Source organism: Sunxiuqinia sp. sy24, assembly GCF_052677165.1.
The window spans coordinates 1-15728 of the sequence record NZ_JBQYLH010000004.1 but is presented as its reverse complement, the minus strand read 5'-3'; the positions used below and the strand labels follow the sequence as shown (position 1 = coordinate 15728).

Annotated in this window: 11 protein-coding genes; 4 read left to right on the top strand and 7 right to left on the bottom strand. The window is 39.4% G+C overall.

Features of this window, described 5'->3' with window-relative positions; all coding sequences use genetic code 11:
• Positions 1-53: 53 nt before the first annotated feature.
• The 3 genes from ACUNWA_RS05045 to ACUNWA_RS05035 all read left to right on the top strand — a co-directional run bounded on the left by ACUNWA_RS05045 (position 54) and on the right by ACUNWA_RS05035 (position 4617).
• Entirely contained in the window at positions 54-1685 is a 1632-nt protein-coding gene (locus ACUNWA_RS05045; RefSeq protein WP_445590796.1) for an arylsulfatase, read from the top strand.
• A 35-nt stretch (positions 1686-1720) separates the two neighbouring features.
• Positions 1721-3298, top strand: coding sequence for a sulfatase (locus ACUNWA_RS05040; RefSeq protein WP_445590795.1), 1578 nt, complete (start codon positions 1721-1723; stop codon positions 3296-3298).
• A gap of 170 nt (positions 3299-3468) precedes the next feature.
• Entirely contained in the window at positions 3469-4617 is a 1149-nt protein-coding gene (locus tag ACUNWA_RS05035) for an aldose epimerase family protein (RefSeq protein ID WP_445590794.1), read from the top strand.
• Positions 4618-4881: 264 nt separating this feature from the next.
• Here the strand turns inward: ACUNWA_RS05035 and ACUNWA_RS05030 are convergent.
• The 5 genes from ACUNWA_RS05030 to ACUNWA_RS05010 all read right to left on the bottom strand — a co-directional run bounded on the left by ACUNWA_RS05030 (position 4882) and on the right by ACUNWA_RS05010 (position 11432).
• A protein-coding gene (locus ACUNWA_RS05030) for an IS3 family transposase (RefSeq protein WP_445590793.1) occupies positions 4882-6059 on the bottom strand; the annotation gives its coding sequence in 2 pieces (ribosomal slippage) (positions 4882-5801 and positions 5801-6059; 1179 coding nt in all).
• 119 nt (positions 6060-6178) lie between these two features.
• Positions 6179-6946 (bottom strand): alpha/beta hydrolase-fold protein, encoded by a 768-nt coding sequence (locus tag ACUNWA_RS05025; RefSeq protein ID WP_445590792.1) that lies wholly within the window; start codon positions 6944-6946, stop codon positions 6179-6181.
• Positions 6947-7010: 64 nt separating this feature from the next.
• Entirely contained in the window at positions 7011-8177 is a 1167-nt protein-coding gene (locus tag ACUNWA_RS05020) for a hypothetical protein (RefSeq protein ID WP_445590791.1), read from the bottom strand.
• A gap of 1008 nt (positions 8178-9185) precedes the next feature.
• A complete protein-coding gene (locus ACUNWA_RS05015) occupies positions 9186-9935 on the bottom strand; it encodes a DUF6090 family protein (RefSeq protein ID WP_445590790.1) in 750 nt (249 codons plus the stop codon).
• A gap of 876 nt (positions 9936-10811) precedes the next feature.
• Positions 10812-11432, bottom strand: coding sequence for an outer membrane beta-barrel protein (locus ACUNWA_RS05010; protein ID WP_445590789.1), 621 nt, complete (start codon positions 11430-11432; stop codon positions 10812-10814).
• A 581-nt stretch (positions 11433-12013) separates the two neighbouring features.
• Here ACUNWA_RS05010 and ACUNWA_RS05005 point away from each other — a divergent pair.
• Positions 12014-12229, top strand: coding sequence for a hypothetical protein (locus ACUNWA_RS05005; protein ID WP_445590788.1), 216 nt, complete (start codon positions 12014-12016; stop codon positions 12227-12229).
• Positions 12230-12417: 188 nt separating this feature from the next.
• On the opposite strand, the gene ACUNWA_RS05000 is transcribed toward ACUNWA_RS05005, so the two are convergent.
• Both ACUNWA_RS05000 and ACUNWA_RS04995 read right to left on the bottom strand, forming a co-directional pair.
• On the bottom strand, positions 12418-13557 hold the full coding sequence (locus ACUNWA_RS05000; protein WP_445590787.1) for a DUF4185 domain-containing protein: 1140 nt from the start codon (positions 13555-13557) through the stop codon (positions 12418-12420).
• A 682-nt stretch (positions 13558-14239) separates the two neighbouring features.
• On the bottom strand, positions 14240-15343 hold the full coding sequence (locus ACUNWA_RS04995; protein ID WP_445590786.1) for an alpha/beta fold hydrolase: 1104 nt from the start codon (positions 15341-15343) through the stop codon (positions 14240-14242).
• Positions 15344-15728 lie beyond the last annotated feature (385 nt).

Genomic DNA, 15728 nt, shown 5'->3' with positions numbered 1-15728 from the left:
ACAGGATATTAAAATAACCAGAAATTGAGGTGAAATTATTTAAAAAGCAAAATATGAAGTATTTAATTTTTATTGTTGCAATCGTTTTTTTTAGTTGCTCCGGCAACCAGCAGGCAAAAAGCGATAAACAGGATAAGCGTCCAAACATAGTAATCATTATGGCCGACGATCTTGGTTATTCCGATATCGGGTGTTACGGAGGCGAAATTCAAACTCCGAATCTCGATGGTCTGGCTGAAAACGGAGTTCGTTTTTCACAGTTTTACAATGCGTCAAGATGTTGTCCTACAAGGGCATCTTTATTGACCGGTAAGTATCCACACCAGGTGGGACTGGCCACTAACGGGCAAACACTTTCAAGAAATGCAGCAACCATTGCCGAAGTATTAAAAGAAAATGGCTACCACACAGGAATGGCCGGGAAATGGCACCTTTCAAGAACAAAAGGATTAGAAAATCATGAAGAGCAATTGTTGTGGCTTTCACATCGAAAAGACAGCAGCATTTTTGCACCACTCGAATCGTATCCATGCAATCGGGGATTTGAAGAACACTGGGGCGTTATTTGGGGGGTAGTAGATTACTTCGATCCATTCAGTTTGGTACATAACGAAGAAGCGATAAAAGAAGTGCCCGACGATTTTTATATGACCGATTTCGTCACCGACAAATCGATTGAAATGATTGATGAGTTTAATAAAGATGATAAACCATTCTTTTTATATGTGGCTCACACTGCACCTCACTGGCCACTTCATGCATTGCCCGAAGACATTGCAAAGTACAAGGGTGTGTATGACGAAGGTTGGGATAAACTCCGTGAGAAGCGGTACATAGGATTGGTTGAAAAAGGAATTGTGAGTCCTGAGATTGCACCTTTGGCAAAAAATGAATCGGGACGATTGTGGGACGATTGTGAAAAGAAAGCCTGGGAAGCCAAACATATGGAAGCCCACGCAGCTATGGTCGATCACCTGGACCAGGGAGTGGGACAGCTAATTGCAAAATTGAAAAAAACGGGTGAATATGATAATACCATCATTCTTTTTCTTTCTGACAATGGCGCATCACCAGAGCGTGGTTACCCACCTGGTTTTGACAGACCCGGTCATAACCGTGATGGAGAAGAAATACAATACGGTGATTTTGATAACCCGGGATATGAAGGAACCTGGGGCTATTTGGGGAAAGCATGGGCAGGAGCTATTAATGCACCTTTCCGCTACTGGAAAAAGGAATCCTTCGAAGGCGGAAACTGTACGCCGTTCATTGTTCATTGGCCTGCCGGCTTAAAAGGAAAAGAAAACACCATCAACGGGGGAGTGGGACATGTTATCGATATCTTGCCAACTTGTCTGGAGTTGGCAGGTGGTAAGTATCCTTCGGAAGTAAACGGCTTAAAAACCACTCCGGTAGAAGGAAAATCGATTCTTCCATTACTGAAAGAAGAAATAGCAACTACCCACAATACACTTTTCTGGGAACACATGGGGGGGCGTGCTCTGCGCATTGGAGACTGGAAAATTTCAGCCTTGACAAATGAGGAATGGGAATTGTTTAACATGGCAGAAGACCGCACCGAAACCAATAATCTGGCAACAAAAATGCCTGAAAAAGTAAAAGAAATGGAAGCGATTTGGCAGAAAGATTATGAGAGAATTTACCCGGATGGAAATATAAAATAAATAAAGATGAGATCATCCATTTTAAACTATTGATCATGAAAACATATTTAATACCGTTTTTATTAGTTTCTGTTTTTTTTCTGAATGGGTGTCAGCAGAAAAAGGAAGAAAAACAAAAAATGAATTTCCTGTTTATTTTGGCCGACGACTACGGTTACCACGATTTAAGTATCAACGGTAGTAAATTTTACGAAACGCCAAATATCGACCGGATTGCAAGTGAAGGGATGATTTTTACCGAAGGGTATGCAGACTGCCAGGTTTGTAGTCCATCACGGGCAAGTATCATTTCCGGTAAATTTCCTGCGCGCCACGGAATTACCGATTGGATTGGAGCGCCAACAAGAGAAGAATGGCGGAGAGCAGGCCGTTTTAATCAGTTGCTCCCGCCGGAATATGAGCATAAACTTTCACTGGATTATATCACTTTGCCCGAAGCAATGAAAGAAGCTGGATACAAAACTTTTTTTGCAGGCAAGTGGCATTTGGGAAGCAAAGGTTCGTGGCCCGAAGATCATGGTTTTGACATCAATATAGGAGGCTGGGATTCCGGAGGTCCCAAAGGGGGTTATTTTGCTCCGTATAAAAATCCAAACCTGGAAGACGGCCCGACAGGAGAAAACCTGTCTATGCGGCTGGCAAAAGAGACCGTTCAATTTCTAGAAGAAAACAAGGATACGGCATTTTTTGCTTACCTGTCTTTTTATGCAGTGCATGGCCCTATTCAAACTTCGCAGGGGAAATGGGCAAAATACGCTCAAAAGGCAAAGCAGCTGGGTGTTGCCGAAAGTGGATACAAAATGGGGCACTTCTTACCCATTCGTCAGGTGCAGGACAACCCTGTTTATGCCGGATTGGTTGAAACCATGGACGATGCCGTGGGCGAAGTTTTAAATTCGCTGGATGAACTTGGGCTGGCAGAAAATACGGTAGTAATTTTTACCTCCGACAATGGTGGGGTAGCTGCCGGCGATTCTTATTCCACATCGAATTTACCGCTACGTGGAGGGAAAGGCTATCAGTTCGAGGGTGGTATTCGCGAGCCTTATTTCATCCGTGTTCCGGGTGTTGGAAACGGACAAAAAAACAATACTCCGGTTATTGGCACCGATTTTTATCCCACTATTCTTGAACTGGCAGGCGTGCCTCTAAAACCAGCGGAACATAACGACGGAGTTAGTTTGGTTCCACTTCTAAAAGGAGGTTCGATTCCTGAGCGTCCGCTCATCTGGCATTATCCGCATTATGGAAACCAGGGAGGGGAACCCTCTTCCATCATCCGGTTGGGCGATTGGAAATTGATTCATTATTACGAAGACGGTCACGAAGAGTTGTATAATCTGGAAAATGATGTGGAAGAAAATATTGATCTGGCAGATAAAAATCCGACAAAAGTAAAGGAACTGTCCGACAAATTATTTTCCTACCTGCATGAAGTGGGCGCCAGGTTCCCGGAAAAAGATCCGGAGTATGATCCGCAAAAAGAAATAGAATACCTGCAGAGGGTAGTGAATGAATGGCTGCCACGCTTGGAAAAACAGCGGTTGCAATTTTTGTCGGAAGATTTTGACCCCGGGAATAATTGGTGGGGAAGTATGGTTACTCAAGACTAAGTAATTAAGACAAATGAAAGCAAAATGTGAAAAATTTTCATCTTCATTTTTTACGCTGTGTATTATTACAAAAGGAAATTGAGAAACTGTATAACTTTAAGTTGGAACAACAGTTACCAGACAGGAAGAAGTGAATGTGGTAAAAAAAAGACAATCAAAAAATAAGAACAATGAAGTTGAGATATTTGACATTTATCCTGAGTGTAGCTTTTGCTACGCTTTCAGGATGTAACCAGGATGCATCAAAAGTGTTGAACTGCGGTACCTTAAAAACTGTGGATTTTAAAACCACTATTAACGGGAAACAGACCAATCTGTATGTCCTTAAAAACGGTGATATTACCACTGCAATTACAAACTATGGTGGTCGTATTGTAAGTTTGCGTGCTCCTGGTAGAAATGGAGAGACCGCTGATGTTGTTTTGGGCTTTTCTAGCATTGATGATTATTTAAATGCCAACGAAGTATTTCACGGAGCTTTAATCGGAAGGGTCGGAAACCGTATTGCGCATGGAAAATTTACCTTGAATGGGAAAGAATACACTTTGCCGATTAATAACGAGCCAAATCATTTGCATGGAGGGCCCGGCGGTTTTCATAATGTGGTTTGGGATGTAAAAGCTGTTAACGACACTTCAATTGTGTTGGAATATTTGTCGAAGGACGGAGAAATGGGTTATCCGGGTAACCTGAATGTGGTGGTAACATACACTTTGAGTAAAAACAACGAACTTAAGATTGAATACCTGGCCACAACCGATAAAAGTACGCCTGTAAATCTGACCAACCATGCCTTTTTTAATCTGGCAGGAGAGGCAAACGGAACCATCAACAAGCATTTGTTAACCATTAATGCCGATAAGTTTACTGCGGTTGATTCAACCTTGATTCCGTTGGGTGAAAATGTGTCCGTTGACGGGACTCCGTTTGATTTCAGAAGCCCCAAGGCCATTGGCGCCGACCTGCATCTGCAAGATGAAAATGTACAGTTTAAAAATGGTTTGGGATACGATCATAATTTTGCTTTGAACAAGAAGGAAGCAAGGACAATAAGCTGGGCTGCAACGGTTGTTGAACCTGAAAGCGGGCGGAAAATGGAGATTTTTACCCAAGAGCCCGCTTTGCAGTTCTATGGTGGTAATTTTATGGATGGTTCCGATATCGGGAAATATGGAAGATCATTTGACTATCGGGAGTCAATGGCATTGGAAACTCAACACTTTCCAGACAGTCCCAATCAAGCACTATTCCCATCAATTATACTGAATCCGGGGGAGGAGTATAATACATCAACCATTTACAAGTTCAGTGTTGAATAGAAATGACATGTTTTAATGTTAAATACGATTCAATGGATAGCAGAATCTGTCTGCGGTTGTATGAAATCTAACGTGGGGTTTACTGTAATCTGCTTAGGAAAATTGTGAAGACTTTAAGGTTGTGATGAAAGCTTTGAACCTGAAATGAGAATAAAGAGAATATGAAACTTTTCCAAACCTGTATTGTAACTTGTATTTTGGGTGTTGTTTATTGCGATATTGTGTAGTGGATATGCAACAAAAAACTGTACGGCTAGTTAAGAGTTACGCTGCTATTCTTTGATTATTATTTAGTTGTTCAAATTGGTTTATTGTTTTGTACCCTAAAGCCGAATGCCTTCTTCGTTTGTTGTACCAGGTTTCGATCCACCGAAACAAGGATAATTGGGCTTGTTCCTGATCGAGAAAGTTCCGTTGATAGACCAACTCCACTTTTATCGTTTTAAAGAAGCTTTCGGCCACAGCATTGTCCCAGCAGTTACCTTTACGGCTCATACTGCGGGCAACCAGCTGCTCGCGTTCCAATAGATTGGTGAAAGCATTGCAGGCATACTGGATGCCACGGTCTGAATGAAAGATTAGTTCAGTCGTAATCAAACGATTCTTTACGGCCATTCTCCATGCAGGAATCGTTGTTTCTTCCGCACGCATGCCTTTGCTCATCGCCCAGCCAATCACTTTACGATCAAACAAATCAATAATGACAGTCAAGTACATCCAGTCTTTGTTGGTTCTGATATAGGTAATATCGGAAACCCAAACTTTGGCAGGGGCAGAAACCGAAAAGTTCTGGTTTAACAGGTTGGGAGCGATCGGATAGTTGTGTCTGGAGTCGGTTGTCGCTTTGAACTTTCGTTTCCGCTTGGCTTGCAGTCCTGCAGCGTTCATAATTCGGGCCGTGCGAGAACGTGACACCTTGTGTCCTAAGGCGCGGAGTTCTTCGCTCATACGCGGGCTTCCATAGCTTTGACCACTATCCTGAAAAATCCGTTTAATTTCGACCAATAACTTTTGGTTTTCATTCCAACGGTTTGACTCTCCGTTCTGAAGCCAGTGGTAATAACCGCTTTTGCTTATTTTGAATACTTTACACATCATCCGGGTAGAAAACCGGTTGCGGTGATCACTTATAAATTGGTAGATTTCCCATCGTTCACGGAGAAGATGCTGATTGCCTTTTTTAGGATATCGCGTTCCATTCTGGCTTCTCGAAGCTCTTTCTGTAAGCGGGCATTTTCTCGCTCCAAATCCGTCATCTTTGGATTCCCGTAACCTGGAAAACTATTGTCTTTATATTGACTAAATTCCTTACGCCACCGATAAAGTAATGCTCGGTCGATTCCCAGTTCATCTGCAATCTCGCTGGCATTCCCTCTCGCATAGGATAGCTCTATGGCTTTTTTATTAAATTCTTTGTCAAACTTCTTTCTCATAGGACTCATAATGTAGGTAAATAAAATAATACTTAACCTACCGTCCAATCAAATGTAGCAACTCCATGGTGAAAAGAGCATGATATTGATACTTAACGAACCGCCGTCTACTCGATTAGTTGCTGTAATCATTCTTCTGTATCATTGAAAAATAATTCAAGTGCATGCAAATAATTAGTAAGACGGTATATTATCTTATTCGGTTCTTCTGAAATAGTATAATTCCATTTTAATCCTTTTGGAGCATTGGATTTTAAATTATTCAGGAAGGCTTCATTGTAAATGTCTTTTGACTTACTCCCAAAAAGATAGTATTTCACATTCTTATCTTTTAGTTTATTAAAAGCATTTTTTGAATTGGTTTTATGGGTTATTAATTTAAAATCAGGAATATCTGCTATATATCCATCGAATAAATCCGGATGTTCAAGCATAAAATAGCTGCTAATCATACCTGGACCACCTGGACCCCAGATTATTGTTCTGCTAAAATTGTATTTGGATTTAAGATATGGGAATAATTCTTCGTCCAGGAATTTTGCAAACAAATTCATATTAGCTTCTATACTTAAGGAATCATAATTGACATATTTGTATTGTGGAACTCCCACAACAATACAAGTTGGGATACTTCTATTATATGCCAATAATTCGGTGCTTGCAGCGAAGGCTTTAAATGCAGCATGCGGATCAAGCAATAATATCAATGGATATTCTTTGTCATTCTTATAATTCCATGGAAGATGAGTAAATATTTCCAGACTATCTTCAAGAATCTCAGACTTTATTATTGTTGTGAATCCTAATTTTGTTTGGGGAGAATCTCCTAGATTTTGTCCAATTGAACTAAGTGTAAAAAATATTGAGATGGCAATAAAACAGATGATTTTTTTCATGTTTCTATATTTTTTTAATTTATTGAGTATTTGTAATATGCTCTTTGATTATTAGTGCAAGTTTTTATTTACCATATTCCTGTTTCACTTTATTAATCAAATTCATATCACCCGAATTCTTTGATATGGAAACTGCTATATCCCTTATTTTTTCAGCCTTCTTACTTTGTCCGTCTTTTCTGTAAAGCTTGAAAGCCATTTCAAAACAATTCAAATAGTTTCTATTCTGATTGTTAACGTTCTTTTGGTTTTTATCATTAGACATCTGAATGTTTAAGTAATCGAGAAGAAACATATTTTCTATCAGATTTATGTTAAAATCCAACAAATTAACTGGATGTTCAGAATACCTTAATGCCAATCCAGAAACATACATTTTATCTTTGTGTGTTTGGTAATAATTAGAATTTGCTGTAAAACCAACGTAAATAGGTCTGTTACCTTTATAATTCCCTAATATATGAGTTAAAACAGCCTCTAAATTGGAGGGGTTCGATTCATAAAACTCATTTTTAAGTTCAATAATGTTGTGTTTTTCAAACACTTTATCCCTATAACTCTTCACAAGTAGCATATCAAAGCTTAATACTGTAACATCAGTCCTGATATTTTTAACGTCTTGTAACATCCAAAGTGGATATGTGTCATTGTCGTGTTGAGTAAATATGATGGCGTTTGGTTCTAAGGACATTAATACATTATATCCATAATACAACAAACCAGGGGACATTTCATTTCGTTCAAACCACTTATTATTAACTTCTTTCCGTTTTTTATAATCAAAGACACAATCCGTGTATGTAACCATTGTTGCATGAATACCTTCAAAATCAGGATTCATTTCATATGCTTTTAAAAGATATGCACCTTTTGTTGGGTCAAATCCTCTCTCCGTCCAAACAACATAATTATATGTAAATGTATTGGGCACATTTTCTTCAATCAATTTCACAATCTCAGGTCCTAATTTTAGGTAAGAAGATTCTTTTACAAATTCTTTACTCCAGGCAGCTGTTCCTTGTGCATTTCTGTTTGCACGAAAATAATTATACCAATTCAGTTCATTTGTTTTAGCTTTTTCAATTTCTTTCCACCATAATTCAGCTTGCTCAACATAATACGGATGTGGTTTGGATTCTTGAGCAAATGAAATCTGGCTTTCAGGGTTTTGTGCAGATAAAGTATTTGGGATTAGTAAAATAGTAATCACAAATATTAAATATTGTTTCATTTTTATTATTTTTTTGTTAGGCTAAATCATTTTCCAATCAGTACACTTTCATTTAACAAACGTTCACTTTTTTATTATAAATCCAGCGTATATTGCCGCTTTTGTGGAATAGCAACTAACGGTTGGTGCATGTTGTCGGGGCGGATTTCGGAGAGCGTTCCTGTCCGAAGGACACGGAACTGCGATGCGGGAATCCGCCGTTGGCGAACCACTGAGGCCGCCATGGAATTTATAAAGTGTGTGTGCCCAGCATGAGCATGTGCACACACTACTGAAAGCTCTGGGAAAATGTTTAAAATACAACTTTTTAGTGTTAAATGGTAGTGTGATGCATGAAATTATTCCATAGGGTTTACCTTGTGGAATCTGAGTTTTCATTCCATAGGGTGTAAGTCCCTTATGCGCAGGAGTAACGTCTTGAAGCATTAGCAAGTGGCAAGCTGGTTTGGGGCGACTCAAGCAGTGAAGGTTATTTGCGATTGATTAATGAGCAAATACCACTACAAACCCCGGTACTGACGAACAGTGAATGAATGTAGTTTTCGTAGAAAACCAATGATCCGGTGGATCATTGATGAGAGAAGAGCAAAGCGGTTGATATGAGGCTATGAGGTCGGATAAGCAAGCACAGGACCGACTGTTAAGAATTTGTCCGGTGGACAAATTTAAGGAGGAGCCAGCTTGCAGGGCAGGGAACGGAAAAGGAAAAACCTGATTCGTTTGGGGGTTGAACAGGGACAAGCCTATCAATGGAGCCGATCGAGAATGGGTGGTTGGCGTATTGCTCAAAGTCCGATTCTTGGGACTACTATCACGGTTGATCGTTTGAAAATGCGGGGATACGTTCCTTTGCTGGATCTGTACAACGAGGTGAGACCAAAATCACCGTTGTTTCCTATAACTTGACGAACCGCCGTATACGAGACCCGTACGTACGGTGGTGTGAGAGGCGCACTGACGGACTATTAGTCCGTCAGCCGTCTACTCGATTGTGCTTTCGTTATTTATTTATTTATTTATTTCCTCCTCAATTAATACAATAGTTGAGTCAACTTTAGTTAATATATCGGATAGCTTCTCTCTCAACAAGTTATTATTAAAGTTTGATAGAGTAAATCCGTTTTTAATACGTTTACTTTTAATGGCTATCTCAACGAATTCTTTTGACAACTCAATATCTTTGTTTGGTTCCGTCCAAGCTATAATTGCATTTTCATAATCAATAATATCAGCAAATGGTCTATAAAAATACTCCCAGTGATCCTCATATAAATGCTTTCTTACTTCAAATAATTCATTGTAGTTATAATCAATTTGAAGTAGTAAATCCTTAATTTTTTGATTTGATAATGAAGATAGCTTGCCTGAATTAATAAGCTCATTAAAAGTTAATAAACTTGGATTATGCGCATCCCAATACACCACATTCATCACATGAGAATAATAGTCATTAATATTATTTACCTCCTGTATATTCTGAATACTTTCAAGGATTTTTGAAGAATTGGATTTAGATATTCTTCTTTCAATAATCCGATCGAGCTCTGTTTTGTCTTGTCTTAAATCAGCTAATAAGTTTTCAAGTTGAATAATTTCTTCAATCCGCTTTTCTCTTTCATCCTTAACAGAATTGAGTTGTATTGCTATTAATATTCCAATGACAACCAAAAAAATTTCTCCAATTGCATAAATTAAGTACTTGCTGAATTTATTTTCAGAGAGTAATTTTTGCCGAATTTTTCTAAAGAATTTTATCATCGATTTCTTTTCTTAATGAAGCACAACGGTTTGGCGGTATGAAACGTAGCGCACTTCGAAGCACTAAATTATCAAACCGTTGCTGCCGTTGATTAAAAGTTATTATGCTTAAATATACCACTTTCTGCGCTATGTTTTATGACCGCGTGTGTGTGCCCAGCATGAGCATGTGCACACACTACTGAAAGCTCTGGGAAAATGTTTAAAATACAAATTTTTAGTGTTAAACAATAAAGTGATGCATGAAATATTTCCATAGGGTGTAAGTCCCTTATGCGCAGGAGTAACGTCTTGAAGCATTAGCAAGTGGCGAGCTGGTTTGGGGCGACTCAAGCAGTGAAGGTTATTTGCGATTGATTAATGAGCAAATACCACTACAAATCCCGGTACTGACGAACAGTGAATGAATGTAGTTTTCGTAGAAAACCAATGATCCGGTGGAGCATTGATGAGAGAAGAGCAAAGCGGTTGATATGAGGCTATGAGGTCGGATAAGCAAGCACAGGGCCGACTGTTAAGAATTTGTCCGGTGGACAAATTTAAGGAGGAGCCAGCTTGCAGGGCAGGGAACGGAAAAGGAAAAACCTGATTCGTTTGGGGGTTGAACAGGGACAAGCCTATCAATGGATCCGATCGAGAATGGGTGGTTGGCGTATTGCTCAAAGTCCGATTCTTGGGACTACTATCACGGTTGATCGTTTGAAAATGCGGGGATACGTTCCTTTGCTGGATCTGTACAACGAGGTGAGACCAAAATCACCGTTGTTTCCTATAACTTGACGAACCGCCGTATACGAGACCCGTACGTACGGTGGTGTGAGAGGCGCACTGACGGACTATTAGTCCGTCAGCCGTCTACTCGATTGGCACCAGTAATCAATTTAGTTTAAATCCAATTGTCAAATTTATTGTAAAAGTATTTACTGAAACTTCTCCACCATTTCCAGTACTTTCAATTGTCCAGTCCGCAACTTTTGTGAAATCTAAATAGTAATCCGCTCGTAATCCAAATTGAAGATTTGAAATATCGTATCTTAGTCCTCCGCCAAGTATTAATCCAAACGATGTATCTTTTAGTTCGCCAAGCCCCTCAAGAGCATAAAAATTCCTACTATTAACTAAAAAGTCAACACGAGGCCCCATGCTGATAAGTGGAGCGAATTTCTCCTTTATTGAATACTTAAAATCAATAGTTGTATTAATTGATAAATAATCTAAGATTGGTTTATCTGAAGCTACCTCATCAGAACCGAAATTAATATCATACTCACCACCTTTTCTAATCAATCCGATATTACTTGAAAGATTAAAATATTGCTTCTCAAAGTAATCTAATCCTGCAAAAACAGAATGTCCTATAAGTTTCTTGTTATCTTGTTGATTAGCATTTTGCCAATCAAGTTTAGAAATCGAAGTTCCTCCTTGTATTTTTATAGTCTGTCCATTTAATAGAATTGCAAATGTCAATCCGATTAATAATAATCCTATTTTTTTCATGATATTTTGTTTAGTTATGCAGATTATGTCTTTTCATTTATTGGTGCCAACGTTTGGCGGTATGAAATCGTTGGGGATTGCGGACTACTTTCCTGTCCAGTTACACCGAACTTGATGCGTGGTAGAATGTTTAAATAACCACCTAAACCCCAATATTTTATATCGCGTGTGTGCCCAGCATGAGCATGTGCACACACTACTGAAAGCTTTGGAAAAATGTTTAAAATACAACTTTTTAGTGTTAAATGGTAGTGTGATGCATGAAATTATTCCATAGGGTTTAAGTCCCTTATGCGCAGGAGTAACGTCTTGAAGCATTAGCAAGTGGCGAGCTGGTTTGGGGCGACTCAAGCAGTGAAGGTTATTTGCGATTGATTAAAGAGCAAATACCACTACAAACCCCGGTACTGACGAACAGTGAATGAATGTAGTTTTCGTAGAAAACCAATGATCCGGTGGATCATTGATGAGAGAAGAGTAAAGCGGTTGATATGAGGCTATGAGGTCGGATAAGCAAGCACAGGGCCGACTGTTAAGAATTTGTCCGGTGGACAAATTAAAGGAGGAGCCAGCTTGCAGGGATGGGAACGGAAAAGGAAAAACCTGATCCGATTGGGGTTGGACAGGGACAAGCCTATCAATGGAGCCGGTCGAGAATGGGTGGTTGGCGTATTGCTCAAAGCCCGATTCTGGGGACTACAATTACAATTGATCGATTGAAAAAGCGGGGTTACATTCCTTTACAGGAATTCTATAATCAAGTTAAACCAAGTACGGTTTTGTTTCCTATGACTTAACGAACCGCCCAGTACGAGACCCGTACGCTGGGTGGTGTGAGGGGTTCTCCAATAGGCTTTTAGCCTAGCGGCTTCCCACTCGATTAGGGCAAGTTGTTATTATTCTGCAACTATTTTAGAAATACCATTTAGATAATTTTCGATTATTGACAGTACGGATGTTCTGTATCGCTTTCAATTGCTTTGTCCTAATCAATAAGTTTAATCTCCACCAATGTCATAGAGTAACTGCTACCCTTGGGATCATCTTGATAAATGGTGCGATTCTGCCAGATATTAATCCAGTTGGCTGAGTAACAAAGCCACATGGTCTTGCCATCTTTGCTGATAAACTTTGAAGGGATGTTGAGAAAGTATCCCATTTCTCCAAAGTCCTTCATGTAAGAAACCATGCGCCAGGGCCCAGTGATTTTGTCCGATTCCAGGATGTAGGAATTATAGCGTGACAAAGTCGTCTGACCATCCGTTACGCACATAAAATACTTTTTCAAGGGTGCATTGTAGGTTATGGTTACACATCCCATGTTGTTGTTCCAGTCTGCAATGGGTTTAATCTCATTGAAGTCTTTGCTCCAGATGTCCATTCCACTAGTGTCTTTACCTGCAAAGAACTCGTATGCTGAACTATTATTGACCTTGTCGGGTTGCGGACTGACGCGACAGAGGTATATTTGATCACCTGTGATCCAGCTGTTATTAGCATAGCGTGGCTGCGTATCTGGAAGGGATGAGCCGTGAGACACCAGATATGCCTTGCCATCGGGGCTGTGTTCCATATTTTTACCAAAGTCCACAAAGTGAGGTGCCCCGATTTTGACTGAGTTACCGCGTTTCCCTGTTTCTCCAAAAAGGGCATTGTCTGGTGTGTGTGGGCACTGCTCCCAGGTCTTTCCAAGATCCGTAGAGACGTGAAAACCAACAAATCCTCCCAAAGTTCCATAATTAGTATGCGGAAGATCATCCAGAGAATAAGTTCCGATATACCAGTTGTCGTTATACACCAGACATGCGCTGGGATACCTACCTATATAGGGTGTTGTGGTGTGTGTTATTATTCCATGGTCAGTGAATTTTAGTTTCTTGGGGTTGTTGCCTTGTATAGTCAGGTAGGCAACATTGCTTTGTGGGTTACCTCGTGAGCTAACGCTTACGCCATCTACTGAGCCGTCCGTGAAGCATGAATAAAGGTTTCCGTCTTTACCCCAGGAAGGATAGAAAGTGTCTGCATTACCTCCCGCCCAGATATCACCTGTAAAGCCAATAGATGAGAATGCGTCAGATTGCTCGAAGGGGCAGAAAAAGGGTGGAGTATCATTCCATATTCTCACTTTTTCTTGTGCCTGCCCTAAAACAGAACATGCAAAAATTAAGACAGCAAGTAGACTAAATCTATCTGGTAACCAAAATGTTGAAATTATTTTTTTGTTCTTCTTCATGTTTTCTATAATATTATCAATATTTGTGAACTGAATAAATTTGCCCTAACATCTGTATACCCGCAGTCCTGCGGGTATATTGGCTTTATCTGTATTTGTTCTTGTTGGTTATAACGCTGGTTGTGTCGGGGTGGTAACTGTAGCAGGATCGTTCTCTCATAGGTTTTTTTAGGTTTAGATTTGTGGTTAAGTTGGTTAGCTTATAGACAAATATAATATTATTGTTTCAATAGTCAATTTCATCCAATAGATCGGGTGTCTGAACAAGCAGGCTACTCGTAATTCGAGTACTCGCGGAGGACTCACCGATAAGCTGAAGGGCCGAACGATACGTTGTCCTAAATTCGACAAGGAAGTCAGAAGATCGAATCTTCTAGCTTTGTTCTAAAGTATGGCAAAGGTGCTATTGGTGTAAAGAGCGATAGTACTGATACGTATCGAAAAGCCGTATATGCTCCTTAGCAAAGCGAAAGGGAGGAGCGAAGCTCGCTGACGTACGGTGGTGGGAGAGGCGCACTGACGGACTATTAGTCCGTCAGCCGTCTACTCGATTAGCGTTTCGTGCTTTTATTTATTAATTGTTCAAACTTTCCTTTTGAAAAAAATCAACTAATATATCAGACAGTAGTTGGGGGCTTTCAATAGCAGGGCAATGTCCAACATTGGGAATAATGTGTAGTTCTTTTTTGTCCTTGGATAAATTGGTTAATGCATTGTAAATTAATTCAGCGTGTCCTGTTCCAACGACGTAATCTTGTTCGCCCTGAATAACAATTGTGGGTGTATTTATTTGCTTTAAATCAGATTCAATATTGATATTGTTGTACGAGGGAGTGTTTCGGAAAGCAGTATTTACAATTTCTGCTTTTTCTCCAACTTCTGCGTATTCCTCTTCTGAATATTTCATCAATCTCATTAAGGCAGTATCCTGCACTACATCTTTAAATGAAATAATCTTAGAAGTATCTGCGAAATATGCGTTAAATCCGAGTTTGGCAGGAACCTCATGTTTCATCCAGTTTACATCGGTATGAAATTGTGCAAAATTACTATTTTTAATCCGTTCCAATTCTGTTACGATATGCTCTAACTCCACTTTTCGTTCTATAGTAATATTGGTTTGAAGTATTTCATTTGCTCTATCAGTTTCAAGATCGATGAGTGAATGATTTTGGTAATTGCTATTAACTTTTCCATCAATGCAAGCATAAGAATATACTTTGGTTTGGTCTGTTAAAAGGTATAAAAAGCCATACATCCCACCCCATGAAGTTCCCATGATATAGACTTTTTCTTTATCGTATTTTTTACGCAAGGAATCAATTACAATGTCCAAATCTTGAACATACTGCTGTACTGTAAGTAAGTCTTTATCTTTGCATTCCAAAGATTTACCACATCCGCGCTGGTCTAAATATGCAACCATAAATTTATCTTCTAGTCCTGAACCCATTAATTTTATATCGATACCGGAATATCCGCCAGGTCCACCATGCAAATTAACAATCATGGGGTTTTCAGGATTTCCGCGCACTCTCACATAAAGTTTAGATTCTGGTACTTTAACCATTATCTCTTGGTCGATATTTTTAATTTTCTCACTACACGAAAAGGTTAACATTGTCAAACCAGTAGCACATATTATGCAAAGAATTTTGAAAACTTTCATTATATCCATATTAAATTCTGTTTCTCATTTTTGCAAGCTAATCATTTTCTGCATTTATTATCAGCGAGATTATTAAACTCTCAATTGATTTTCAGCATGAACGCTAACGGCTCGAATATGGGGCGTTTGGCATTTCAAAGCACCAACCGATCAATCCGCTATAATTTTTATTAATTGTACTCATTACAAATTTACTACTGCACGCCAAATGACCTATATTTATTGTGTGTGCCCAGCATGAGCATGTGCACACACTACTGAAAGCTCTGGGAAAATGTTTAAAATACAACTTTTTTGTGCTAAATGGTAGTGTTGCTTGAAATTATTCCAGAGGGTTTACCCTGTGGAATCTGAGTTTTCATTCCATAGGGTGAAAGTCCCTTACGGGCGGGGG